Origin of the sequence: Nonomuraea sp. KM90 (genome assembly GCF_052246675.1) — a bacterium.
GTDB lineage: Bacteria > Actinomycetota > Actinomycetes > Streptosporangiales > Streptosporangiaceae > Nonomuraea.
In genome coordinates this window covers 62,766-85,581 of record NZ_JBQQCB010000008.1, presented here as the reverse complement: position 1 = coordinate 85,581, position 22,816 = coordinate 62,766, and the positions used below count along the sequence as shown (strand labels likewise).

Below are 22,816 nucleotides of genomic sequence, written 5' to 3'. Positions count from 1 at the left end.
CTCTCCCTAGTCGATGGTGTAGTAGTCGGGCCCGCCGTAGTGGCCGGTGGCGAGTTTGGTGCGCTGCATGAGCAGGTCGTTCAGCAGCGTCGAGGCGCCGAGCCGGAACCACGCGGGGTCCAGCCAGTCGCCTCCGGCGATCTCCTTGACCAGCACCAGGTAGCGGAGGGCGTCCTTGGTGGTACGGATGCCGCCGGCCGGTTTGACCCCGGCCTGCCGCCCGGTGGCGGCCCGGTAGTCCCTGACGGCCTCCAGCATGACCAGCGTGACCGGCAGGGTGGCGGCGGGCGCGACCTTGCCGGTGGAGGTCTTGATGAAGTCGGCCCCGGCGTGCAGCGCCAGCCAGGACGCCCGGCGCACGTTGTCGTAGGTGACCAGCTCGCCGGTCTCCAGGATGACCTTCAGGTGGGCCGGGCCGCACCGCTCCTTGACGGCCGCGATCTCGTCGAAGACCTTGCGGTAGTCGCCCGCCAGGAACGCTCCGCGGTCGATGACCATGTCGACCTCGGTGGCTCCGGCGGCCACCGCCGCGGCCGTGTCGGCCAGCTTCACCTCCGGCGACGTGCGCCCGGCGGGGAAGCCCGTGGCGACCGAGGCGAGACCGACGCCGCTGCCCCGCAGGGCCTCGGCGGCCACCGCGACCAGGTCGGGGTACACGCAGAGCGCGGCGACCGGGGGAGCGGTGGCGTCGGCCGGGTCGGGCCGCACGGCCTTGGCGGCCAGCGCGCGTACCTTGCCCGGGGTGTCCGCCCCTTCGAGGGTGGTCAGGTCGACCATCCTGATGGCCAGGTCGATCGCGTACCGCTTGGCCGTGGTCTTGATCGACCGGGTGGCCAGGTCGGCGGCCCGCCGCCGGACGCCGACCTCGTCCACGCCGGGCAGCCCGTGCAGGTAGGCCCGCAACGAGCCGGGAACGGAGTCAGGCACGAGCCCCCCGCCTTTCGATGAGCATGTTGAGGACCAGGGCGACCAGCAGGATGAGGCCGGTCACCACCATCTGGAAGAAGGAGCCCAGGCCGAGCAGGTTGCAGAGGTTGCGCAGCACCGACAGCAGCAGCACCGCCACGAACGTGCCGAACACGCCGCCCCGGCCGCCGAACAGGTTGGTGCCGCCGAGCACCACGGCCGCGATCGCGTCCAGTTCCAGCCCGCTGAAGGCGGTCGGCTGGCCCACGGTCAGGCGGGAGGTCAGCAGCACCCCGGCCAGCGCCGCCAGCGCGCCGGACACGGCGAACACCGCGGTGATCACGCCCCGCACGGGCAGGCCGGACAGCCGGGCGGCCTCCTTGTTGCTGCCGACGGCGTAGACGTACTCGCCGAACGTGGTGCCGCGCAGCACCGCGGCGGCGAGGAGGGTGACCACCACGAAGATGATCCCGACGATCGGCACGTAACCGATGAACCCGCCACCGAGGAGCTGGAACGCCTCCGAGCCCCCGGCCTGCGCCGGCTTGCCGTCCGTCAGCAGGTAGGTGAGCCCGCGGATGGCCGTGAGCCCGGCCAGCGTGGTCATGAACGACGGCAGCGACAGGTAGGCCGACAGCCCGCCCATCGTCGCCCCGAACACCGCGCCGACCGCCACGCTGAGCAGGATCGCCGGCAGCACCGGCACGCCCGCGGCCATGAGCAGGGCGATGGTCATCCCGCCGAACGCGGCGACGCTCCCGACCGACAGGTCGATGCCCGCCGTCAGCACCACCATGGTCATCCCGATGGCCACGATCCCGGTCAGCGACGACTGCTGCAGCAGGTTGGCGATGTTGCGGCCGGTCAGGAACTGCGGCGCCAGCAGCGACGCCACCACGCACAAGGCGAGGAAGACCAGCAGCAGATTGGACTTGACGATCAGGTCGGCGCCGCGGCGCGATCGGCCGCCGCGTTCCGGCCCGGCGGTCGAGGTCACCGTGGGTCCGAGGGATGCGGTCATGGTGTGGCTCCTGTGATGACGGTGTGCGCGATGACGCTTTCCGGGCTGACGCGGGGGTCGAAGGCGGCGACGTTGCGGCCCTCGTACAGGACCTGGATACGGTCGGCGTTGGCGGTCAGCTCGTTGAGCTCGCTGCTGGCGAGCAGGACCGCGACGCCCTGGTCGGCCAGGTGGCGCACCTGGCGGTAGAGGTCGGCCTTGGCGCCGACGTCCAGGCCGCGCGTGGGCTCGTCCAGCAGCAGCACCCGGATGCCGCCCCGGGTGATCCACTTGGCCAGCACGATCTTCTGCTGGTTGCCGCCGGAGAGCTGGCCGACGAGCTGGCCGGGCCCGGCCGCCTTGACGCCGAGGTCGGTGAGCGCGGGACGGGCCAGACGCCGCCCGAGCCGGCCCGGCAGCAGCCATGGCGGGCGGCCGAGCGCGCCGATCGCGGCGTTGCGGCTGACGGACAGCCCGAGCATCAGGCCCTGCTCCTTCCTGCTCTCCGGCACCAGCGCCAGGCCCGCGCGCACGGCGGCGGCCGGGCTGGCGACGTTGAGCGGGCGGCCGTCCAGATGGGCCGTGACCTGCGCCTTCAGATCGCCGAACAGGGCGCGCAGCAGCGTGGTCCGGCCCGCGCCGCCGAGCCCGGCGAGCCCGACGACCTCTCCGGGCCGCACCTCGACGCCGCGTACGTCGAGGAGTCCCGGCACGTGGGCCCGCTCGACGCGCAGCAGCGGCTCGCCCTCGGGCAGGGGCCGGTCCGTGGCGCCCACGAGCTCGCCCGCTTCACCGATCATCGCGGCCACGAGCTCGTCCGGCCCGGTGGAGGCCAGGTCGTAGACCCCGGCCGTGCGGCCGTCGCGCAGCACCGTGGCGCGGTCGCCGATCTCCGTCACCTCGTCCATGCGGTGCGAGATGAAGATCACCGAGCGTCCTTCCGCGGTGAGGGACCGGATGACCTCGAACACCGCGAGCAGCTCGCTCTCGCCGAGCGTGGCCGACGGCTCGTCCATGACGATGACCCGCGCGTCGGCGGTCAGCGCCTTGGCGATGGCGGTGAGCTGCTGGGCGGCGATCGGCAGCGCCCTGACCGGCGTGGTGACCGGGAAGGACGCGCCGACCCGGTCCAGCGCCTCGCGGGCCAGCCGCGCGCGCCGTGCCCGGCGTACGAACGGGCCCAGCCGCGGGGAGCGGCCCAGCAGCAGGTTCTGCGCGACGGTGAGGTCGGGCAGCAGGTCCAGCTCCTGGTAGATGACCGCGATGCCGGCCGCCAGGCCCGCGTGCGGGGTGGCGGGGCTGAAGGGCTGCCCGTCCAGCAGGATCGTGCCCTCGTCGGGCCGGTAGGAGCCGGCCAGGATCTTCATGAGGGTGCTCTTGCCGGCCCCGTTCTCGCCCAGCAGACAGTGGACCTCACCGGGGCGGACGCTCAGCTCCACGCCGTCCAGCGCGACGGTGCCGGGGAAACGTTTGACGATCCCGGTCATGCGCAGCCGCTCTGTCATGACTCCTCCAGCAGATGGGTCGCGTTCTGGTCGTCGGTCACCAGCACGTCGCACAGGCCGCTGGTGACGACGGCCCGGCACACCGCCCGCTTGGCCCTGCCGCTGACCAGCGCGACCGAGGCGGCGGCCGAGCGCAGGACGTCCAGGGACAGGCCGAGCGTGCGCCCGTCCAGGGCGGGATCGACGATCCGGCCGCGGGCGTCGATGAAACGGCCCAGCACGTCGCCGACCGCGCCGGCGCGGGCGAGCCTGGCCAGGTCGTCCGCGTCGACCTGACCCGAGTCCACCAGCACCGAGTCGCTGCCCATGCCGCCCGGGCTGAACAGGAACAGGTCCGCCCGGGCGGCCAGCGCGAGCACGTCCGAGACGGATCGGTCGCTCTCCAGCACCTCCCGGGTGCTCTGCTGCTCCAGGATCGCCGGCGCGGCCAGCAGCGTCGCGGTGCCGCCACCGTGGTGAGCGATCAGGCTCGCCATGCTCTGGGCGCTGGTGGGCCGCCGCGACCGGCTGAGCGCGCCGTTGATCTGCACGATGTTGACGCCCGTCGCCCAGCCGGGGGTGAGCCCGCCGGCCAGCCGGTCGAGCGTCCGTCCCCAGGAGACACCGATCAGCCGGGGTACGGGCCGCATCGCCGCCAGGTGGTCGGCGCCCGCCGCGGCCACCCGGTCACGGACCTGCTCGTCGTCGTCGCTGCCGCCGCCCGCCACCACGATGGCCTCCCGCAGCCCGAACCGCTCCCGCAGCGCCCGCTCCAGGGCGCCCACCCGGGAGCGCGGATGCAGCACCTCGATCCGCACGATGCCGACCTCGCGCGCCTCGGCCAGCATCCGTCCCACCTTCCAGCGGGTGAGGTGCATCGCGTGGGCGATCTGCTCCTGTGTCTCGCCGCTCTCGTAGTAGCGGACGGCCACCTGGTAGAGCTGGTCGTCGTCGCTCATGAGCCGGCCCCCCTTCCCGGTTCGCTCAGCCGGTGGGAGATCTCCGTCGTGGCGGCGGTCGCCGCGCGGTAGTCGGCGTAGCCGCCGCGGTAGGCCGCCACGTGCCCGGCGACGGGCTCCACCGTGCGGACGCGCGGCGCGTACTGTGCCGCCGCCTCCGCCAGCGAGGCGTGCCGGCCGGTGCCGGCCGCGGCCAGCACCGAGCAGGCGCGCAGCGTCAGGTTGTCGCCGGTGACGAGGTGGACCGGCCGGCCGAGCACGTCGGCGGTCGTCTGGAGCCACAGCTCGTTGTGCCGGATGCCGCCGGACAGGTAGACCTCGTCCACGGCGATCCCCCCGTCGGTGAAGGAGTCGATGACCTGGCGGGTGCCGTACGCGACGCCTTCCACGGCCGCCCGGTAGACCTGCTCGGGAGAGCTGGCCAGGGTGAGCCCGAGCACCGCGCCCCGGAGCCGGGGATCGCGCAGCGGCGTGCGGTTGCCCATGAAGTAGTCCAGGACGATCAGCCCGTGCTCGACCGGCGGCAGCGCCGCCGCGGCCTTGATGAGCCCGCCGAGCTCGGCCCGCGGCCGCCCGATGAGCCGTTCGCCCGCCCAGGCCAGCACGGATCCCGCGCTCACCTGGCCGCCCTCCACGAGCCAGCGGCCCGTGTGCAGCGCGTCCGGGTACGGCCCCCAGACGGTGGGCGGGAAGACCGGTTCGTCGATCTCCGTGACGAACGCGTTGGACGTGCCGCACACGATCGACACCCGCCCGGCCGGGGCGCCGCCGATGGCCAGCAGCGACAGGTGCGCGTCGATGCCGCCCGACACGACTACGGCGGGACCGGTGACGCCGAGCTCCTCGCGGGCCGGCGCGCCGAGCGGCCCGACCGGGTCACCGACGGGCACGACCTCGTCCGGCAGCTTGCCGGCCAGGTCGCCGATGCCGAGCGAGGCGTACAGGTCGTGCGGGGAGCCCGCGCCGCGCGGGTCGTAGTTGCTCTTGCAGACGGCGTTCATCCGCGAAGCCACCCACCGCCCGGTCAGCCGCCACACCATGTAGTCCACCGCCTCGGCGATGCGCGCGGCGGCGCGGTAGGTGCCGGGCTCGTGGCGGGCCAGCCACATGGCCTTGGGCACCAGCCACTCCACCGCGTCGCAGCCGCCGGAGTAGCGCAGGACCGGATGGCCGGTCGCGGCGGTCAGCGCCGACTCCTCGCCCGCCCGGCCGTCCATCCACAGCAGGGCCGGCCGCAGGGGACGGCCGTGCCGGTCCAGGACGGCCACCGTCGAGGCCGTGGTCGCCACCGCGACGCCGGCGATGGGCGGGTGACCCGCCTCGGCGAGCGCCCGGCGGGCGGCGTGCACGCTCGCCCGCCACCAGTCGTCCGGATCCTGCTCGGCCCATCCGGGCCGCGGAAAACTCGTCGGGTACGAGGCGTCGCCCGCCCCCATCGGCGAACCCTCGACGCTGTAGACCGCGGCCCGCGCGCCTTCGGTCCCCAGATCGAGAGCGAGGAAAGCCGTCATCGTCACTCCTCGTTCGGCAGGAAGAGGACCTTGGAGCTGAAGATCGACCGGTCACCGAGGCTGACCATCGTCTCGGGCAGCGCGTCCAGCCCCAGCTCATGCGTGATCATGAACTTCCACGCGAGGTCGCCCGAGGCCAGCGCCCTGGCGGCGACCCGCCACTCCTCCCCGGGGAACGGCGCCGAGAAGGAGTTCCAGGCGCCGTGCAAGGTGACCTCGCGGCGGAGGAAGGAGCTGAAGGTGGCCTTCGGCAGCACCACCGGGTCGTGCGGGATGCCGATGAACACCGCCTCGCCGTGCCGGGCCGCCAGGGCCACGGCCTGGTCGACCGTGGCGGGCACGCCGGCGGACTCGATGACCACGTCGTACCCGTCGCCGGCCCGCTCGGCCGCCTCCTCCGCGCTGGTCGCGGTATGCGTGGCGCCGGCCTCGGCGGCCATGGCGGCCTTCTGCTCGTTCAGCTCGATGACCAGCACCTCGGACGCCCCGGCGATCCTGGCCCACTGCACGGCGAACAGCCCGATCGGGCCGGCGCCCACCACGGCCACCCGCCGGCCGCCGCGCATCCGGGTGCGCCACAGGGCGTGCAGCGCGATCGCGGCCGGGTCGAGCATGGCCGCGGCGCGCGGGTCGAGGTCGGGGGGCAGCACCATCAGGTTCTCGTCCGGCACGGTGACGTACTGCGCGTACGCCCCGTCCCTGCGGCTGCCGAAGTAGCCGTAGTCCTTGCACAGGCTGAAGTGGCCCTGGCTGCAGGGGGCGCAGGCGTGGCAGGGGATGAGCGGAGGCACGGTGACCAGGTCGCCCTCGCGGACCCGGCCGGTGGCGGCCAGGCGGTCGCCGAGCGCGACCACGTGCCCCGAGAACTCGTGGCCGCAGATGATCGGGAAGTGGTAGGCCCCCGCGCGCAGCATGCGTGGAATGTCAGAGCCGCACACCCCGCAGGCCGCCACACGGACGAGCGCCTCGCCGGGGCCCGGTTCGGGCACGGGTACCTGTTCGACCCTGATGTCGCCAGGCGAGTGGAGCACCGCGGCCTGCATGGTTTCCGACATCCTTCTCTCTCCTTGGGTTACTTGGAGGCCTCGGCGAATTCGCCGGTCCCGGCGTACTGGGCCGCGTTGTCCGTGTCGATCAGTGCGGTGCCGGCGTCGATGGAGGGCTCGACCTGCTCCTTCTTCTGGACCTTGAGCACCGTCTCCACGGCCTTCGAGCCGAGCGAGATGGGGTCGTTGAGCGCGGTGGCGACGTACTGGCCGGAGGGGATCTGCTTGACCGCCTCCATGAGCCCGTCCACCCCGGAGACCAGGACCTTGTCCTTGCCGTTCTCCTTGAGCACCTGCAACGCGCCGAGCGCCATGTCGTCGTTGTGCGCGTAGACGGCGGCCACGTCGGGGTGAACCTGGAGCAGGTCCTGCATCGCGGTGACCGCCTTGGAGCGGACGTAGTCCGAGTACGGGCCCTCGACGATCTTGATCTTGGGGTTGGCCGCCACCGCCTCGTGGAACCCGGCGCTGCGGTCGCGCGCCACGGCGCCACCGGCGTCGCCGCGGATCTCGATGACCTTGCCGCCCTTGGCCCCGAGCTGCTCGCTGAGCCGCTTGCCGACGAGCGCGCCCATCGCCTTGTTGTCCCGCCCGACATGCGCGACCGCGCCCTCGGGCACCGGCCGGTCCACGGTCACGACCGAGACGCCGGCCGCCTTGGCCGCGGCGATGCCCGGCTGTACGCCCTGCGGGTCCACGGGGTTGATGAGCAGGACGTCGACCTGGCGGGTGAGGAGGTCCTGGATGTCGTTGTTCTGCTTGGTGACATCGCCGCCCGCGTCGGCGAAGTAGAGCGTGGCGCCGGCCTTCTTGGCGGCTGCCTCGGCCCCTTCGCGGAGCTGGACGTAGAAGGGGGACTGCTGGGTGGCCTGGCTGAAGCCGATGGTGACCGGACCGTCCGGCTGCGGGCCCTCGGTGGAGCCGCCCGGGTTGGTGGACACCGAGCAGGCGGAAAGGGCGGTGATCAGGAGGAGAGCGGGAATTGTGAGCGACCGGAATGCGCGCATTGGGGCCTCCGTATGTGACGTAGGTAACGCACCGTAAGTCGCGTATTAACCTCCTTGCAACACTTGAGCCGGATTTTGCTCATATGAGCAGATGCGCGGTGATCGTCCCGCATCGGTGGCTGAGCAGGCATGACGCAGGGCCGTGCCGCCCTCGATTTCTGGACTTGCCAGTCCATTCTGTGCTGCCGATGATGAGTGGACCACTTGGTCCAGAACGGAAGTCGAACGATGGGATGATCGATTGTGGATGCCATTGAGCGTCTGAGCATCACCGAGGAGCTTCGTCGTCTGATGGCGCGCTACGTCCGGTACGCGGATCTTCAGCGCTGGCAGGACCTGGCGAACCTGTTCACGCCGGACGGCACGTTCACCCCGCACAAGCCGGACGGGTCGGTCTGGTTGCACATGGAGGGCCGGGAAGGGATCGCCGCCACGGTAGGCGCCGGCGGCGGCCCCGGCGTCACCCTGGTCCACCACCTGTTCTCTGACGAGATCGATGTCGACTCGGCGACCGCCGCCCACGGCGTATGGGCGATGGAGGACATCATCACCCGGCCCGAGGACGCCGAGGTGTCGGAGGACATCCCTTTCAGGGGCATGCACGGCTTCGGCCACTACCACGCGCGCTTCGTCAGGACGAACGGCTCCTGGTACATCGCCGAGCTCAAGCAGACCCGGGTCCGCCTGGACTTCACCGGCTGACGCCACCCGCACCGGTCGCACCCGGCCACGGCACGACCAGAACGCCGGCAGGTGCTCCGCCTGCCGGACAGCACCTTCACTTCCACCGCTACGCGAAAGCAGCCTTGCCATGAGCAGCAGCAACAACAGGCCCAGCGCGCTGGAGCCGTACAAGATCGCCGTCCCCCAGGAGGTCCTGGACGACCTCGAGGACCGTCTGAGGAGAACTCGCTTCTTCGACGACCTGGACAACGAGGAGGAGTACTACGGGATCAGCACCGCCTACCTCAAGCCGCTCGTGGAGTACTGGGCGGACGGCTTCGACTGGCGGGCGCAGGAGCAGCGGCTGAACACCTACGAGCAGTACAAGGTCGAGATCGACGGCACGCCCGTGCACTTCTACCACGTGCGCGGCAAGGGCCCGAACCCGATCCCGCTCGCCGTTCATTCCGGCTGGCCGTGGTCCAGCGGGTTCAGCCTCCCGCTCGTCGGCCCGCTGACGGACCCCGCCGCCCACGGCGGCGACCCGGCCGACTCCTTCGACGTCATCATCCCCGACCTGCCGGGATTCGCCTGGTCCACCCCCGTCGGCAGGGGCGACCTGAACTACTGGAAGATCGCCGACATCATGCACAAGCTCATGACCGAGGTGCTCGGCTACGACACATACGCCGCGGCGGGCACCGACTACGGTGCCCTCGTCACCAGCGCGCTCGGCCACAAGTACGCCGACAGCATCATCGGCCTGCACTACGGCCAGGACCTGCCGCCCGGCATGTTCGCCAACGAGCGCTTCTGGGACCTGACCGACGGCGCCAAGATCCCCGAGGACGCCACACCGGAGCTGCGCGCGGGCCTGGAGAACTTCGTCAACACCTACGCCTCCCACGTCGCGGTCCACATGCTCGACGCCTCCACCCTCACCCACGGCCTGAACGACTCGCCCATCGGCATGCTCGCCTGGCTGCTGCGGCGGTGGAAGAAGTGGAGCGACAAGCGCGGCGACTTCGAGGCGAACTTCCCCCGTGACTTCATCCTCACCGAGGCCACCACCTTCTGGGTGAACCAGGCCATCGGCTCCTCCATCCGCATGTACCGCAACGCGGTGCGCTACCCGTGGGTGCCCTCCCACGACCGCCGGCCCACCGTCGAGGCACCGGCCGGCTTCACCTTCCTCCTCGGCGACGCCTACCCGCCCGGCGTCAACACCGTCGAGGAGCGCATCGCCGCCTTCGAGCACGGCCCCACCCGCGACGCCTTCAACGTGATCAACGTCAACGCCCACATGAAGGGCGGCCACTTCGTCCACTACGAGAACCCCGAAGCCTTCACCGGCGACATCCGGGAAACCTTCCGGAAGCTGCGCTGACCAGGCAGCCACCGACGTCGACCGGCTGAAGAACCCCTTGGAAGGCACCGGCTGCGGCGCGTGACGGCCGACCGCGCTGCACCCCGCCCGCCGACGTGCGCAGTAGCCGAACACCCGCACCACACTCCGGATACCCGGCATCGATGCGTGACCGATTCGGCGCTCCGTAGGGCACCCGAAGCTCGAACCCGTGGCGACTGCCGGCCCGGCCCGGCTCGGCCTGGCCCGGCCCGGCCTTAACGGGCGGTCGTTCAGCGGCCCTCGCCCGGGTCGCCCACGTCGCCCGGGCCGGTGGAGGGATCGCCGGGCGCGCTGGTGCGGAGCATGTGGACCTCGGCTTGGGCGCCGGCGATGACGGCCGACACCGCCTCGGCTGAACGGCGGGCCGCCAGCTCGCGCACCTCCTGCGGCGGGTCGCGATCGTCGATGACGACGAGCGTTCCCTCGTGCGCGACATAGGTGCGGACCTTCCAGCCGAGCCGGTGTCCCGCCGCCCGCGCCGCCCGCCGTACGTCGGCCGGCTCGCCCAACTCCGCCACCGCCTCACGGGCAAGAACGAGCTGACCGTAGAAGCCGCGGTACTCCGGTCTGAGGCGGGCGGACATCATCACCCTGACCTGGTCGACGAGCTTGGCGAAGCGGCGTTCGGCCAGTTCGTCCCTCTGGCTCGGCATGCGGATCGCCTCCCGCTGACACGCCTCGCTGTGTCCTCTTCTCAGAGTAGGCGGCCCGTGTGGCTGGTTCGCCCGATGAGTTCGAGCACGACGACAACGTCGGTGAACCAACCCGGGCGTACGAGACGATCGCCGCAGAAAAGAAATTCCACTGACTTCGGTTAAGTAATTCGGGCGTGCCGCGCGCCCGGATACGAGCCCGTCACCACGACGTGGGCAAGACCACCAAACGCGCCGAAACGCTCACCGAGCACCAGAACAGGAAGGGTTAAACATCAGGCTGAGAGCCGGGTGTGAAATCGATCGTGGAAGTGGGTGCAGTCGTACCGCCGCGAACTTCTCAACCGCCGCGTGAGGATGAGGGTGCCTGCCGAGGCCTTCAGGTTCGTACCAGGACCAGTAGCTTGTCTCGTACTGTCGTGTCCGTAAGGTCGGCGTTTGGGGTCAGCGCGATGAGCGTGGACAGCACACCACGCAGGCTTCGGGGCAGCCGTGAATCCGGCGCTGTTTGCGCGCTCTTGGTCAGGGCTGCCAGGACCAAAGTGGCCGCGAGGACCATGTCGCTCTGGCGAATTGGGCGACTTCGATCCCACAGTGGACTAGCAAGGTGCAACGCGTTTTCGACCAAAGCCCTCGTTTCCGCCGCACCGATCCTCGTCGCGACGGACAAGGCGTCCTTCAAGGCCGCAGCTGGGTCATCGGCTGGAGACCAAGTAGAGGCCGCGCCTAATTCGTTACGGAGGAACTCTGTGAGGGATGCTCCTCCTGCCTTACGCCTACGCATTCTCGCGCCGGTCGCGGCTGCGTGTGTGGTGCGGCTGCGAATCAATTGAAGGCATGCCCGGCCGAGGACTACAACAGTGCCTACATCCAGGAATCCCAGATCGCTTGCGGCAGCCGCACGAGCGAAAGCGAGGTCGAGACCGAGGTCACGATCAAGGCTACGGTCCAGGTCGAGATTGAGGTCACGGTCAAGGGCACGGGCAAGGGCAGGGTCTAGGTCGAGGTTCAGGTCGAGAGCAAGGGCGCGGTCACGGGTAAAGGCGAGGGCGAGAGTGCTGGTGCGATCACGGGCGAGGGTGCGAGCGCGGGTGCGGTCGAAGTTATGGGTGAAGTCGAGGCCGGACGCGCGGTAGAAGTCCTGGGCGAGGGCGCGGACCGCGCTAAGTGGAGGGTCGCGGGCGAGGGCAAGGGCGATCTCGATATCGAGCTTGTGGAGAAGTTGGCGTTGAGGGCGGGTCAGCTCTCGAGAGCGGCTGTAGGCGACCAGTTGGGTGAAGGTGAGAGCGGAGCGTGGGAACAAGAGGCGGAGGAAGAGATGAGTGTGATCGAGAATCAGATCGGGGTAAGCGCTGATCTGCTGAGGGGTGGGCCGATGGGGGTGAAGATCTACAGCGGGAGATATGAGGCGAGGGTAGTCATCGGTCCCAGTGTCTTTGGCCCACAGGGTGATTGTCGGTGAGTAGAGCTCGCTGCTGATGGCCTGTCGGGCTTCGTCGGTAGTGGGCAGCCGATAATTGGTGCCGTCGGTGAACAGGGTGTGAAGCCAGGTAAGAAAGTCGGTGATGTCGGCGGTCCATGGGTCGACGGCGGGTCCAGTCGTCGAGCCGGCAGATCTGGTGGAGGTACGGGCGGCGTAGCGGTTCCATAGATCGGCGGTGACAGGATGGGCGCAGATGCGGGTGCCGTCGTCGAGGACGTGGGTGTCCTGCAGGGCGCGGGCGGCAGCGACACCGTCTAGGAGTCGGATCTGTTCGGGATCGGTAGGCGTGATGGTTAGTAACTGGTCGAGCTGGGCGCGCAGGGTGGGGTCGAGTTCGCGGGCCTCGGCCGCGCAAGCGTAGGCGAGGTGCAGCGCGGGAACGGTGCGGGCGGCTAGGCATGCCTGGACGACGCGGCTGGCATCAGCGCGGGCGGCCCACAGCAAAGTGGTTTCGCGCCACCAGGGGTCGCTGACGTTGTCGCTCAGGAGCTTGCGGCGGGAGCGATGATCGGAGATCAGAGCGGCGGCCAAGTACTCCTGCAGCGTTTGGTGAACGAAGCCGTAGCGCTTGTGCCGGCGTTCCAGGAGCAGGCCGCTGCGTCGGGCATGAGTGAGGAACGCCGCTGGGGTGAGGGTGGGAGCGGTGCGTTCCAGGACGGGGCGAATCGCGCGCTGGGCGTCTTCGATGGAGATGTCACGAAGTTTTCGGCGCATCATGTGCAAGGCGAGTTCCTGGACGATGCGTTCCTTCTTGTCACCGTCGAGGCTGGCGAGTTCGTCAGTGAGGTTCTTGGCTTCCTGGCGGCGGTGGAGCAGGACCTGGCACATCTCCTCATAGAGGGCAGCGCGACTGCTGGGCAGGCTGCCGCGATATCGGTGCACGTTGGCGATCATGGTGAGGAGCAGTGGGTTGGCGGCCAGATCGTAGAGCGCGGGAAGGCCTCTGATGCGGCGCAAAAGGTCGTCGGCGGCCTGGACAGCGACCCGGTCGATCTCGTGCGGATCGCCCTGGCGAGCGCGCTGCTCGATGGACCGATACCAGTCGTGCAGGAACCCCTGGATCTGTTCACTGGTGAGCCGCTGCACCGCCAAGACATCGGCCCTGGCCAGCCGATTGGTGTCATATCCCAGCGGACGAGAGGTGATGACGAAGGAGTTGCCGGGATAGCGGCCGATCTGCGCCTCCACCCACTGTGTCACGCGGCCTCGGTCCCCGGCGTCAACAACCTCATCTAGCCCGTCCAGGAGCACCACGCACCGCCCACGCGACAAATACCGTTCCAGCCACTCGGCCGGGATCACGCCATCCAGCCATCGGGCACGGACCGCCACCTGAGCCAGGTCCCGCGGCCGGCCGTCCATGATGGCCTCGGCATGGTCACGCAGGTACAGCAGGACTGGGATCCGCCGACGACGCCAGAACTCTCTCTGCCACGGCCACCGTCGTTCGGTCAACTCCAATGCGGTATAGCGCGCTAGCGTGGTCTTCCCTGATCCGGCGGCGCCCAGCACCGCCAGTGCGCATCCCTTGACCAGGAACGACTCCAGCGACGCCCGCCGAGCTGTGGCGGCAGCCCCGTCCGCTGGAGTGGTGGGGCCGATACCACTGTCAGTCACGGCATCGGCCACGGTTCGGGGCTGCAGCATCACGTCGACGTAGACCTGCCGGGCCTGCAGTACGAACTCCGCTTGGGTAAGGAGTCCGATCGTCTCCATCTGGTCAACCGATGCCTGCACCCGCCGCAGATAATCGCGCTGCGACCCTCTTCCACGCCGTACCCTAGTGCCGTCCCCGGACGCTACAGGAGTTGCTCCCGCCTGGATCAGGGCGCCCAGGACTGTGAACACCAGAGCCAGATATCCCCAGCTCCAGCTCAGAGTCCCGTCGGCCAGGATCTGGTTGATCGCTATCCCTGCCGCGACCGTCAGCGACGCGCCCACGAAGACGCGCCCAACAGACCTCAGCGTTCGCAACGGCCGTCCTCCCGACACAGAAGACCAGACTCGCGAACCCACTTAACCGTGTTGATCTGCTATCCGCGTGGGCCATCGCCAATCCGATATCTCAGTGACGGTAAGAAACCTCAGGCCGCTTCCACATCACCTCTTCCAAAACCGTCAGCCAAGATCCCTGCTTCTGGATTCGAGGGGAACAAGACTGCGAAAGCGTTCCTGCCCTCGGATACCTAGCCGTCTGCTGGGCCGGGCCTTGGCCCGGATAGCTTCCTGAGTTCGAATAATTCACCCAACCTTGGACCATCGGCCGGGGTCGCGTCATGAACGGCCGCTGGACCGTCTTGTCTGTCTACCTGACGGCCCGGTTCCACGCTCTCGTCGTGGCCAGCGGCCTGCCACCGATCCGGTTGCACGATCTACGGCACGGTGCGGCCAGCCTGGCCCCGGCCGCGTACACCGACCTGAAGATGGTGCAGGGCATGCTGGGCCATTCCAGCATCGTGCTCACGGCCGGCACCTACACCTCGGTCCTGCCCACGGTGTGCCGCGAGGCGGCGGCGGATGCGAGCGCGAAACTGGTGCTGGCGGCCGCACGCAAGACCTCCCGCCGGCTGCGATGGCGATGGCCTGCGACCGACGAGGCAACTTGCTCTCCGCATAGCCCCTCGACACCTCCGATAAGGCACCCTGGAAACCCTCGCTCTGCCGCCATACCGAAAGGGCCTGCTGCGCTATTGCGCGTAGATCCACCCGCGTATCCGTGTTTCACGTTCGGAGACTTGTTCACGCCGCGCGGGCGATGTCTTACTGGCAATATCCTTATAGCTCTGGGTCGACTCAAGCGCCGGTTCGCGATCGATGACAAGCATGCCGTTGGAGGGCAAGAAATTTCGCCTGCGAGACGCCTTTCTCGCAGCGGTTTCTACGCCTGCCCGCCGGCCGTGCGTGTGCGGTACGCGTGCGGCACTGAGCCGACCCGGGATGATGCCGTTGGCAGGCTCCCTTTGGAGGAAGCGGGCGAATCCGAAGGCCGGGCCGTACCGAACGCCGTGATCAGGCGCACGGAGGCGCGCTGACCGTCCCCGTAAGCGGGACGACTCCGGTTGCCGACCCGGCTCATCTGTAACTCAGGGGTGGGCTCACGATCGCTGGCGCGTCCCCCGCCGCCAAGCGTTGTGCCTGTGGAAGGTCCATCTTCGGGCCGCTGCGGCTATGACCTTGGGTTTCGTGCCGTAGTCCTGGTCGACTGCTGGTCATAATCCGCACATGTTCCGGATCTTGCTTACCTGGACGACCGCCTTCAGCGCGCACCCGACCCTGATGGAACCGCCCATACGTCCTCGTCCTTGACGGGCACCCCCTGGGCGGGGAGATGTTCGGAACCCGGCGCGGGGGCATCCCCATCAATCCTCGTCGTCGGAGTCGTCGGCGTCAGGATCGCGCAAGGCGAGGGATGATTCCCTGCTCACCATGGCCATTCGATCTTGGTCTTGCCAGATAACGAAGGTTATCTCGCAACCCTTCGACGGGCGAGGCGTTCAGACCGGCGCTGTGGATCTTTTCAGGACTTCGCCAATCCGGCCGGGGTGCACGGTGGGCGATTACGGTATGCATAGTGATCTATGGAAGGATTTTCCCATGGTATCCGTTAAGCAGATTCAAGTCGCCTTCGATTGCGCTTCGCCTGAGCGTGTCGGTCGCTTCTGGTGCGAGGTGTTGGGGTACGTCGCGCCGGCACCGCCTGAGGGGTTCGCCAGTTGGGACGACTTCAATCGCACGCTGCCGCCCGAGCAGCGGGACTCATGGTTCGCATGCAGCGACCCCTCGGGTGTCGGTCCGCGGCTGTACTTCCAGCGCGTCCCCGAAGGCAAGGTCGTCAAGAATCGGCTGCACCTTGACGTGCGGGTCGGCACCGGACTCGTCGGTGCAGAGCGCCTGGCAACCCTCGAGGCCGAATGCGCACGATTGATCCCTCTCGGCGCGAAACGCGTGCGGCTCCTGCCCGCCGATGAAGAAAACGAGTCGTGCCTCGTGATGCAGGACATCGAGGGCAACGAGTTCTGCCTGAGCTGACGAACGTCTACCTCGTTGAACGCGACACAGACCTGACTCGCTGATCGGCTCCCACGGGGAAGGCTGTCCGTCAGCTCTCCCTTCGCACCGCGCCGCTGTTGATCTCGGGAAGATCGGGGATCTCGCCGAGTTCGCGCAGTCCCTCGGAAGGCCCGGACGAAGCGATGGCATAGCGGCCCAGGAAATTCACGTGGGCGTGGCCCAGCGGGCTGAGCCGGGCGACTGCACGAGGTGATCAGCCACGTTCCTCGGTGAGCCAGGGTGAGGAACGAACCCTGGATCGTCGATCGCCCCCAACCATGTGCGGCGTCCAGCCATGCAGTGGCGATCGTAGGGCTGCATCTGTGCGGCGGCGCGGCAACCCGGTCGGCGCGTTCGGGAAGTGCGGCGGGGCCGGCGTGCGGTGCCCGGCCCGGTGTCCCGCCGCCGTCCGGGACCGGCCCCCAGGCCGCACGCCCGGACGGCGGGCGGGCGGAGGGCTGGAGGTACGGCGGCGCGCCGCGCCGCCGCTTGACCTACCGGCGCAAGCGGGCGGTCTTCCATCACGTCCTGGAATACGCCGTAGAGCTGGAGGAGCTGTCGGCCAACCCGCTGCACAAGGTCAAGTTCCGCAAGGCCAAGGTCAATGGCGAAGTGGACCGTCGTTCGGTGGTCAACCCGCATCAGGCCCGCGAGCTGCTGGTCGCGGTTACCTACGTGGGCAAGAGTCGGGGACCGATGATGGCGGCGATGTTCGCGTGCATGTACTTCGGCGGCCTTCGTCCCGGTGAGGCTGCGGGCCTGCGTAAGAAGGACTGCTACCTGCCCGAGAAGGGATGGGGCCTGCTCACGCTGGAGAAGACCCGGCCGGAGAGCAACAGCCGCTACACCGACTCGGGCGAGAGCCACGACGAACGCGGCTTGAAGCATCGCGACAAGGAGACTCGCCCGATAGCGATCCCGCCCGAACTGGTGGAGATCCTTCGTCACCACATCGAACACCACGGTGTGTCCAAGGATGGTCGGCTGTTCCGGAGCGGCACGGGTAAGCCGTTCCCCGGCTCGACGGTGTCGAAGGTCTGGCGCGAGGCACGTACCTACGCGCTCACACCCGACCAGGTCGCCTCACCGCTGGCGGCCCGTCCCTACGACCTGCGTCACGCGGCCGTGTCGCTGTGGCTCAATGCCGGTGTTCACGCCCCTGAGGCGGCCGAACGGGCAGGGCACGGCGTGGACGTCCTCCTGCGCGTCTACGCCAAGTGCATCGACGGTCAACGGGAGATCGCGAACCAGCGCATCCTGACTGCCCTCGATGCCGCGTGACAGGACCTCTGGCCAGAAGGACCCCGGGACATCTCGGGATCCTTTGTCGTTGTCGCGGAATCCCCGAAGTGCTCATCCGAATGCCTACCCCGACCAGGGGAAACGCGTCAAGATCGATTCCGCGTATATTCCGCGAAGGGTGGCACACGGCTGCTTCCGGTGGCCTGTGACTGCACCCGGCACCCAGCCCACCGCAAGGCGAAACCCCAGCTCAAAAGCGGGATTCGAGGTGGAGAGTGGTAGGGCGCCCGGGGCTCGAACCCGGAACCTACGGATTAAAAGTCCGCAGCTCTGCCAATTGAGCTAACGCCCCTCGCACCAGCAAGGGTACAGAGATTACCGCCCTGTCCGCGACGCCTCCATCACCGGTAAGCCGCCAGGCCCGTCAGCGCCTCCCCCAGCACCAGCGTATGGACTTCCTGGGTGCCTTCGTACGTCAGCACGCTCTCCAGGTTGTTCATGTGCCTGATCACAGGGTACTCCAGCGTGATCCCGTTACCCCCCAAGATGGTGCGAGCCTGGCGGGCGATGTCCAGGGCCGCGCGTACGTTGGCCAGTTTCCCGAAGCTGATCTGCCTCGGATCCAGTTGCCCGGCGTCCTTGAGCTCTCCCAGGTGCAGCGCGGTCAGGCCGGCCTGGGCGGTGCCGACGTACATCCAGGCGAGCTTCTCCTGCGTGAGCTGGAAGGCGCCGATCGGCTTGTCGAACTGGACGCGGGTCTTCGAGTAGTCGACGGCCGCCTCCAGGCAGGCTCGGGCGGCGCCGACGACGCCCCAGATGATGCCGAAGCGGGCTTCCGAGAGGCAGGAGAGCGGGCCGCGCAGGCCGGTGACGCCGGGGAGGACGGCGGAGGCGGGCAGGCGTAGGTCGTCGAAGTAGAGAGACGAGGTGATCGAGGCCCTAAGGGACAGCTTCTTGTGGATCTCAGGGGCGGAGAAGCCGGGCGTGGCGGTCGGTACGACGAAGCCGCGGATGCCCTCGTCGGTCTGGGCCCACACGACGGCGACGTCGGCGATGGAGCCGTTGGTGATCCACATCTTGGAGCCGTTGAGGATCCAGTCGGATCCGTCTTTCTTGGCATAAGTCCGCATGTTGGCCGGGTCCGAACCGTGGTCCGGCTCCGTCAGGCCGAAGCAGCCGATCGCCTCGCCGGCGGCCATCCGGGGCAGCCACTCGTCCTTCTGCTCGTCGGAGCCGTAACGCCAGATGGGGAACATGGCCAGCGATCCCTGGACCGACACGAAGGAGCGCAGGCCGGAGTCGCCGGCCTCGAGCTCGCGGCAGGCCACCCCGTACGAGATCGCGTCCGTCCCCGCGCAGCCGTACCCCTCCAGGTGCATCCCCAGCAGCCCGAGCGAGCCGAGCGCGGGCGCCAACTCGCGCGCCGGGAAGACGGCCTCCTCGAACCAGTCCCCGACGTGCGGCAGGATGCGGTCGGTGACGAACGACCGGACCGTGTCGCGGATGAGCCGCTGGTCGGGGTTGAGCCGGTCGTCCAGGCGCAGCAGGTCGTCCATCGCGGGTCCTCTCCTCATATAGGGGACTACCAGGGTTCTACCAGGGGCAATCCTGATGTGCGAACACCGGGGCGGCGGGCAGTCTTGAGGCATGAGCGAATACAACGTCAAGAAGCTGCGTCGGACCCACAAGGGCAGGATCATCGCGGGCGTCTGCTCCGGTGTCGGCGAGTACGTGGGCATCGACGCCAACCTGGTGCGGATCGCGCTGGCGATCGCGACGCTGTTCGGCGGGGTCGGCGTCGGGATCTACGCGATCGGCTGGCTCCTCATGCCCGACGAGGAGCACGACACCTCGATCGTCCAGGACCTGATCAACAAGCAGCAGGCCAACAAGGCGGCGACGGACTGGAGCGGCGAGCAGAAGCCGCAGCAGTGATCAGGCGGCGGCCTGGGCACGCACCCGGGCGGGCTTGTCGCGAGACTCGGTCCAGATCATGGCGAGCACGGCCGCGCTGATCACCCCGGCGATCCCCGCCAGCGCGACCACCGGCTCGGGGCCGAGTCTCTCCGCCGCGAAACCGCCCACCAGGATGCCGATCCCCTGCACGGCCATCAATCCTGACTGCACGAGGCCGAACGCCTGGGCGCGACGTTCGGCCGGTACGCACTGCACGAAGGCGGCATTCGCCGCGAGCTGGTACGCCCCGCCGATCCCCGACAGGACCCACGCCGCGAGCACCACGGCCAGCGGCGGCCGGATCGCGGTCACGATCAGCGGCGCGCAGCTCAGCATGGCCATCCACCCCATGAGCCGCAGCCGCCGTGCCGGCGGCACGAACCTGCTGAACAGGAACGCCCCCACCACCGTCCCGGCCGGCATCGCCGCCATCAGCAGCCCGGTGATCACCGGCACCGGCAGCCCGCCCGTGTACAGCTTGGCCGCGTAGGGCGCGGCGATGCCCTCAGGCAGGATGTAGAAGCCGCAGAGCCACGCGAAGAGCACCAGCGTGCGCAACTTCCGCGACCGGAGGACCAGCCGGGCCCCGCCCCTGGTCATCGTCCACATGGACGGCCTGGTGCCGTCGCGGTGGGCGGCGGGGCGGCGGCGCACGCCGGAGATCAGGATCAGCGCCGATCCGAGGAACGTGGCTGCGTCCAGGGCCAGGGCGCGGTACGGGCCCATGGTGGCGATCAACGCTCCGCCCGCCGCGAAACCGAGCATCTGAACGGCCTGGTTCGTCATGTTCTGGAGAGCCGAGCCCATGACGTACGCGTCGCCTTCGAGCACCTCCGGCAGCAACGCCGCCCTGGCGGCCGAGAACGGCGCGCTGAGCAGCACCACCAGGAACACCAGCGCGCACAGCACCGGGAACGGCATGCCCGGCATCGCCATCGCGCCCACCAGCACGGCCCGGAGGAGGTCGCAGGTCAGCATGACGCCCCTGCGCGCGAACCGGTCCGCCAGCCCGGCCAGCAGCGGCCCGCCGACGATGGAGGGGAGGTAGGTCAGCGCGTACACCGCAGCCGTGGCCAGGGGCGAACGCGTGCGGTCGTAGACGAGCACGGCGAGCGCCACCTGCGCGAGCTGATCACCGAGGAGCGAGAGGCCCTGGCCGTACCAGAGCGCCCGGAACTCCCTGACGGCGATGACTTCGCGATATGTGACTTGTGGTGCTTCTCCGGCACGGCGATGCCGTCCCGGCGGCCGTCGCGCCCGCATGGCCCCCATTGGACTCCGCTGTGCCTGACTCAGGGTGCTCGCTATGTCACCTAAGGTGCCCGACCGACGGGGCGGGCCGCAACCCAAAGCAGCCAACCAAAAGCAAAGGGTTACCAGCCCAATTCGTGAAGCCTGGCGTCGTCGATGCCGAAGTGATGCCCGACTTCATGGACGACCGTGATGCGTACCTCGTCGACCACGTCGTCCTCGGTGTCGCAAATTTGGCATATCGGATTGCGGTAGATCTCGATGCGGTCGGGCAGGACTGCTGAGTACCAGTCGCCGCGTTCCGTGAGGGGGACACCGGTGTACAGGCCGAGCAGGTGGGGCTCCGGCGGATCATCGACGACAGTGACGACGACGTTACTCATGGCGCGCGTGAGCTCCGGAGGAATCGTGTCCAACGCCTCGGCCACGAGTTCCTCGAACTTCTCCCGCGAAACCTCGATCACAGTTGCCATTCTGCCCCCTCAGTCAGGTAAGCAAGAAGCTGTATGAAGTTCGTACACAGGTCAAAGGCAATCCTTCGATCGCGCGGTGCGAGGATCGCGGCTGTGCTCCTCGTGGCCGCGGTGGGCGCCTGGCTGGGCATTTTCTTCAGCGGCACCGTACGTTCCCAGGTGGGGCCGGTGGAGACCGGGATGTCCCTCCGACCGGCCTGGAACGGCGAGACCGTGGTGGACGCCAGCCCGCTCGGCACCCTCACCTTCCGCACCCACGACGCGCCGCTCAGGCTGCGCATCACGCTGGAGAACATCGACCAGGACCGCGCCAAAGCGCTCCTGGAGGATCCGCGCCTGGCCGACCGCCTGCCGGACGTGATCGAGAGCGACCTCCTGGACGGCGTACGCGCCCTCGTCATCCGCTCGCTGCTCTGTGCCGGGGCCGGGGCCCTGATCGCCGTCCTGATGGTCTTCAGGCGCCCGAGAGTGGCTCTCCTGGGGCTCCTGGCGGCCTCTGTGGCCCTCGCGGGCACCGGAGTCCTGGCCGCTCTCACCTTCCGCCCGAGCTCGCTCGTCGAGCCGCGCTATTCGGGGCTGGTGGCCGCGGCGCCGTCACTTGTCGGCAGCGCGGAGTCGATCGTCACGAAGTTCGAGTCGTACCGGTCTCAGCTCACCAAACTCGTCACGAACGTCTCGAAGCTGTACGACACGGTCTCGACCCTGCCTCTCTACGACGCCGACCCCAAGAGCATCCGGGTGCTGCACATCTCCGACATCCACATCAATCCCATCGCCTGGAACGTCATCCGCTCGCTCAAGGACCAGTTCGCCGTGAACGTGATCGTCGACACGGGCGACATTTCCGACCACGGCACCAAGGCCGAGAACAAGTTCGTCGACGAGATCAGCACCCTCAAGATCCCGTACGTGTTCGTCCGCGGCAACCACGACTCGATGACCACCCAGAAGGCCGTGGAGAAGCAGAAGAACGCCATAGTCCTGGACAACAGGGCCCAGAAGGTGGCCGGCCTGAACATCTACGGCCTCGGCGACCCGCGCTTCACCCCGGACAAATCCGTCACCGTCGACTCCGACCCGGCGGCCCTCGGCCGCTTCGCCCGCTCCCACCTGGCCAAGGTCGGCAAGGCGGACCTGATCGCCGTACACGACCCTGACATCGGGCGCGGCTTCTCGGGCGCGGCTCCCATGATCCTCGCCGGCCACACGCACGAGCGAAAGACGACCATGCTCCCGACGGGCACCCGCATGCTCATCCAGGGCTCGACCGGCGGGGCCGGCCTGCGCGCCCTCGAACACGCCCAGCCCACCCCCGTCCAGGCGTCCGTCCTGTACTTCGACAAGGAGACCAAGCGCCTGCAGGCCTGGGACGACATCACGCTGGGCGGGCTGGGGGAGCAGTCGGTGTACATCCAGCGTCACGTGGAGCCCGACCCACAACGTATGATTTCCCCAGAGCCAACGAGCGCCCCGTCGCCAACGGGAACGATCGGCGGCACACCACCATCGCCGGCCGCCGGTCCGCCACTTTGGCATCAAGGGCAATCGTCCCCTATGCTTCAGAGGTCTCCGACGGAAGGCGACAGGGAATCCTGAGCCCCCATCGTCTAGCGGCCTAGGACACCGCCCTTTCAAGGCGGCGGCACGGGTTCGAATCCCGTTGGGGGCACTGCGAGCGCCTGGCGCACCCGCAAAACGGCTGGTCCAAGACCACCGAAGAGCTG

19 protein-coding genes and 2 tRNA genes are annotated in these 22,816 nt (G+C 68.8%); 8 read left to right on the top strand and 13 right to left on the bottom strand.

The window, feature by feature from the left end:
- Positions 1 to 6 precede the first annotated feature (6 nt).
- From deoC to ACTWPW_RS11990, 7 genes are read right to left on the bottom strand one after another with little or no spacing between them, the layout of a single operon-like run.
- On the bottom strand, positions 7 to 927 hold the full coding sequence (deoC, locus tag ACTWPW_RS12020) for a deoxyribose-phosphate aldolase (RefSeq protein WP_443168725.1): 921 nt from the start codon (positions 925 to 927) through the stop codon (positions 7 to 9).
- A complete protein-coding gene (locus ACTWPW_RS12015; protein ID WP_443168724.1) occupies positions 920 to 1,927 on the bottom strand; it encodes an ABC transporter permease in 1,008 nt (335 codons plus the stop codon). The genes deoC and ACTWPW_RS12015 overlap by 8 nt, the downstream gene beginning before the upstream one ends.
- Positions 1,924 to 3,411, bottom strand: coding sequence for a sugar ABC transporter ATP-binding protein (locus tag ACTWPW_RS12010; protein WP_443168723.1), 1,488 nt, complete (start codon positions 3,409 to 3,411; stop codon positions 1,924 to 1,926). The genes ACTWPW_RS12015 and ACTWPW_RS12010 overlap by 4 nt, the downstream gene beginning before the upstream one ends.
- Positions 3,408 to 4,349: a sugar-binding transcriptional regulator gene (locus ACTWPW_RS12005; protein WP_364133765.1), complete on the bottom strand. Its 942-nt coding sequence runs from the start codon at positions 4,347 to 4,349 to the stop codon at positions 3,408 to 3,410. Before ACTWPW_RS12005 ends, ACTWPW_RS12010 begins: the two co-directional genes overlap by 4 nt.
- Complete coding sequence (locus tag ACTWPW_RS12000; protein WP_443168722.1) at positions 4,346 to 5,860, bottom strand: FGGY-family carbohydrate kinase; 1,515 nt, start codon at positions 5,858 to 5,860, stop codon at positions 4,346 to 4,348. The genes ACTWPW_RS12005 and ACTWPW_RS12000 overlap by 4 nt, the downstream gene beginning before the upstream one ends.
- Positions 5,861 to 5,862: 2 nt before the next feature.
- Positions 5,863 to 6,915 (bottom strand): galactitol-1-phosphate 5-dehydrogenase, encoded by a 1,053-nt coding sequence (locus tag ACTWPW_RS11995; RefSeq protein WP_443168721.1) that lies wholly within the window; start codon positions 6,913 to 6,915, stop codon positions 5,863 to 5,865.
- 17 nt (positions 6,916 to 6,932) lie between these two features.
- Positions 6,933 to 7,913, bottom strand: a complete 981-nt coding sequence (locus ACTWPW_RS11990; RefSeq protein WP_375117941.1) for a substrate-binding domain-containing protein — start codon at positions 7,911 to 7,913, stop codon at positions 6,933 to 6,935.
- 243 nt (positions 7,914 to 8,156) lie between these two features.
- On the opposite strand from ACTWPW_RS11990, the gene ACTWPW_RS11985 reads away from it, so the two are divergent.
- The gene (locus ACTWPW_RS11985) at positions 8,157 to 8,615 is read left to right on the top strand and encodes a nuclear transport factor 2 family protein (RefSeq protein ID WP_443168720.1); all 459 of its coding nucleotides are present in this window, start codon (positions 8,157 to 8,159) and stop codon (positions 8,613 to 8,615) included.
- A 109-nt stretch (positions 8,616 to 8,724) separates the two neighbouring features.
- Positions 8,725 to 9,963, top strand: a complete 1,239-nt coding sequence (locus ACTWPW_RS11980; RefSeq protein ID WP_443168719.1) for an epoxide hydrolase family protein — start codon at positions 8,725 to 8,727, stop codon at positions 9,961 to 9,963.
- A gap of 251 nt (positions 9,964 to 10,214) precedes the next feature.
- Here the strand turns inward: ACTWPW_RS11980 and ACTWPW_RS11975 are convergent, their stop codons facing one another.
- Positions 10,215 to 10,637 carry a hypothetical protein gene (locus tag ACTWPW_RS11975; protein WP_443168718.1) on the bottom strand — a complete coding sequence of 141 codons (423 nt, stop codon included), beginning with the start codon at positions 10,635 to 10,637 and terminating at the stop codon, positions 10,215 to 10,217.
- 379 nt (positions 10,638 to 11,016) lie between these two features.
- A complete protein-coding gene (locus tag ACTWPW_RS11970) occupies positions 11,017 to 14,061 on the bottom strand; it encodes an NACHT domain-containing protein (protein ID WP_443168717.1) in 3,045 nt (1,014 codons plus the stop codon).
- A gap of 335 nt (positions 14,062 to 14,396) precedes the next feature.
- Here ACTWPW_RS11970 and ACTWPW_RS11965 point away from each other — a divergent pair, with 335 nt between their 5' ends.
- The 3 genes from ACTWPW_RS11965 to ACTWPW_RS11955 all read left to right on the top strand — a co-directional run bounded on the left by ACTWPW_RS11965 (position 14,397) and on the right by ACTWPW_RS11955 (position 17,451).
- On the top strand, positions 14,397 to 15,152 hold the full coding sequence (locus ACTWPW_RS11965) for a tyrosine-type recombinase/integrase (RefSeq protein ID WP_443168716.1): 756 nt from the start codon (positions 14,397 to 14,399) through the stop codon (positions 15,150 to 15,152).
- A 562-nt stretch (positions 15,153 to 15,714) separates the two neighbouring features.
- Positions 15,715 to 16,149, top strand: coding sequence for a VOC family protein (locus tag ACTWPW_RS11960; protein ID WP_138667703.1), 435 nt, complete (start codon positions 15,715 to 15,717; stop codon positions 16,147 to 16,149).
- 510 nt (positions 16,150 to 16,659) lie between these two features.
- A complete protein-coding gene (locus ACTWPW_RS11955) occupies positions 16,660 to 17,451 on the top strand; it encodes a tyrosine-type recombinase/integrase (RefSeq protein ID WP_443168715.1) in 792 nt (263 codons plus the stop codon).
- Between the two features lie 237 nt (positions 17,452 to 17,688).
- Here the strand turns inward: ACTWPW_RS11955 and ACTWPW_RS11950 are convergent.
- Both ACTWPW_RS11950 and ACTWPW_RS11945 read right to left on the bottom strand, forming a co-directional pair.
- Positions 17,689 to 17,764 (bottom strand) — tRNA-Lys (locus ACTWPW_RS11950).
- 49 nt (positions 17,765 to 17,813) lie between these two features.
- Positions 17,814 to 18,968: an acyl-CoA dehydrogenase family protein gene (locus ACTWPW_RS11945; protein WP_443168714.1), complete on the bottom strand. Its 1,155-nt coding sequence runs from the start codon at positions 18,966 to 18,968 to the stop codon at positions 17,814 to 17,816.
- Positions 18,969 to 19,059: 91 nt separating this feature from the next.
- On the opposite strand from ACTWPW_RS11945, the gene ACTWPW_RS11940 reads away from it, so the two are divergent.
- Positions 19,060 to 19,347: a PspC domain-containing protein gene (locus ACTWPW_RS11940; protein ID WP_364124575.1), complete on the top strand. Its 288-nt coding sequence runs from the start codon at positions 19,060 to 19,062 to the stop codon at positions 19,345 to 19,347.
- Here the strand turns inward: ACTWPW_RS11940 and ACTWPW_RS11935 are convergent, their stop codons facing one another.
- Together ACTWPW_RS11935 and ACTWPW_RS11930 are read right to left on the bottom strand one after the other, a co-directional pair.
- On the bottom strand, positions 19,348 to 20,631 hold the full coding sequence (locus ACTWPW_RS11935; protein ID WP_443168713.1) for an MFS transporter: 1,284 nt from the start codon (positions 20,629 to 20,631) through the stop codon (positions 19,348 to 19,350).
- 110 nt (positions 20,632 to 20,741) lie between these two features.
- Positions 20,742 to 21,092, bottom strand: coding sequence for a metallopeptidase family protein (locus ACTWPW_RS11930; protein ID WP_375117951.1), 351 nt, complete (start codon positions 21,090 to 21,092; stop codon positions 20,742 to 20,744).
- A 93-nt stretch (positions 21,093 to 21,185) separates the two neighbouring features.
- Between ACTWPW_RS11930 and ACTWPW_RS11925 the strand changes: the two genes are divergently transcribed.
- Both ACTWPW_RS11925 and ACTWPW_RS11920 read left to right on the top strand, forming a co-directional pair.
- On the top strand, positions 21,186 to 22,688 hold the full coding sequence (locus ACTWPW_RS11925) for a metallophosphoesterase family protein (protein WP_443168712.1): 1,503 nt from the start codon (positions 21,186 to 21,188) through the stop codon (positions 22,686 to 22,688).
- Positions 22,689 to 22,761 (top strand) — tRNA-Glu (locus tag ACTWPW_RS11920).
- Positions 22,762 to 22,816 lie beyond the last annotated feature (55 nt).

Bases quoted from the DNA above. Each gene is read 5' to 3' on its own strand.
- ACTWPW_RS12015 (WP_443168724.1), bottom strand. From the start codon at position 1,927: ATGACCGCATCCCTCGGACCCACGGTGACCTCGACCGCCGGGCCGGAA.
- ACTWPW_RS12010 (WP_443168723.1), bottom strand. From the start codon at position 3,411: ATGACAGAGCGGCTGCGCATGACCGGGATCGTCAAACGTTTCCCCGGC.
- ACTWPW_RS12005 (WP_364133765.1), bottom strand. From the start codon at position 4,349: ATGAGCGACGACGACCAGCTCTACCAGGTGGCCGTCCGCTACTACGAG.
- ACTWPW_RS12000 (WP_443168722.1), bottom strand. From the start codon at position 5,860: ATGACGGCTTTCCTCGCTCTCGATCTGGGGACCGAAGGCGCGCGGGCC.
- ACTWPW_RS11995 (WP_443168721.1), bottom strand. From the start codon at position 6,915: ATGTCGGAAACCATGCAGGCCGCGGTGCTCCACTCGCCTGGCGACATC.
- ACTWPW_RS11990 (WP_375117941.1), bottom strand. From the start codon at position 7,913: ATGCGCGCATTCCGGTCGCTCACAATTCCCGCTCTCCTCCTGATCACC.
- ACTWPW_RS11980 (WP_443168719.1), top strand. From the start codon at position 8,725: ATGAGCAGCAGCAACAACAGGCCCAGCGCGCTGGAGCCGTACAAGATC.
- ACTWPW_RS11975 (WP_443168718.1), bottom strand. From the start codon at position 10,637: ATGCCGAGCCAGAGGGACGAACTGGCCGAACGCCGCTTCGCCAAGCTC.
- ACTWPW_RS11965 (WP_443168716.1), top strand. From the start codon at position 14,397: ATGAACGGCCGCTGGACCGTCTTGTCTGTCTACCTGACGGCCCGGTTC.
- ACTWPW_RS11960 (WP_138667703.1), top strand. From the start codon at position 15,715: ATGGTATCCGTTAAGCAGATTCAAGTCGCCTTCGATTGCGCTTCGCCT.
- ACTWPW_RS11945 (WP_443168714.1), bottom strand. From the start codon at position 18,968: ATGGACGACCTGCTGCGCCTGGACGACCGGCTCAACCCCGACCAGCGG.
- ACTWPW_RS11940 (WP_364124575.1), top strand. From the start codon at position 19,060: ATGAGCGAATACAACGTCAAGAAGCTGCGTCGGACCCACAAGGGCAGG.
- ACTWPW_RS11935 (WP_443168713.1), bottom strand. From the start codon at position 20,631: ATGCGGGCGCGACGGCCGCCGGGACGGCATCGCCGTGCCGGAGAAGCA.
- ACTWPW_RS11930 (WP_375117951.1), bottom strand. From the start codon at position 21,092: ATGGCAACTGTGATCGAGGTTTCGCGGGAGAAGTTCGAGGAACTCGTG.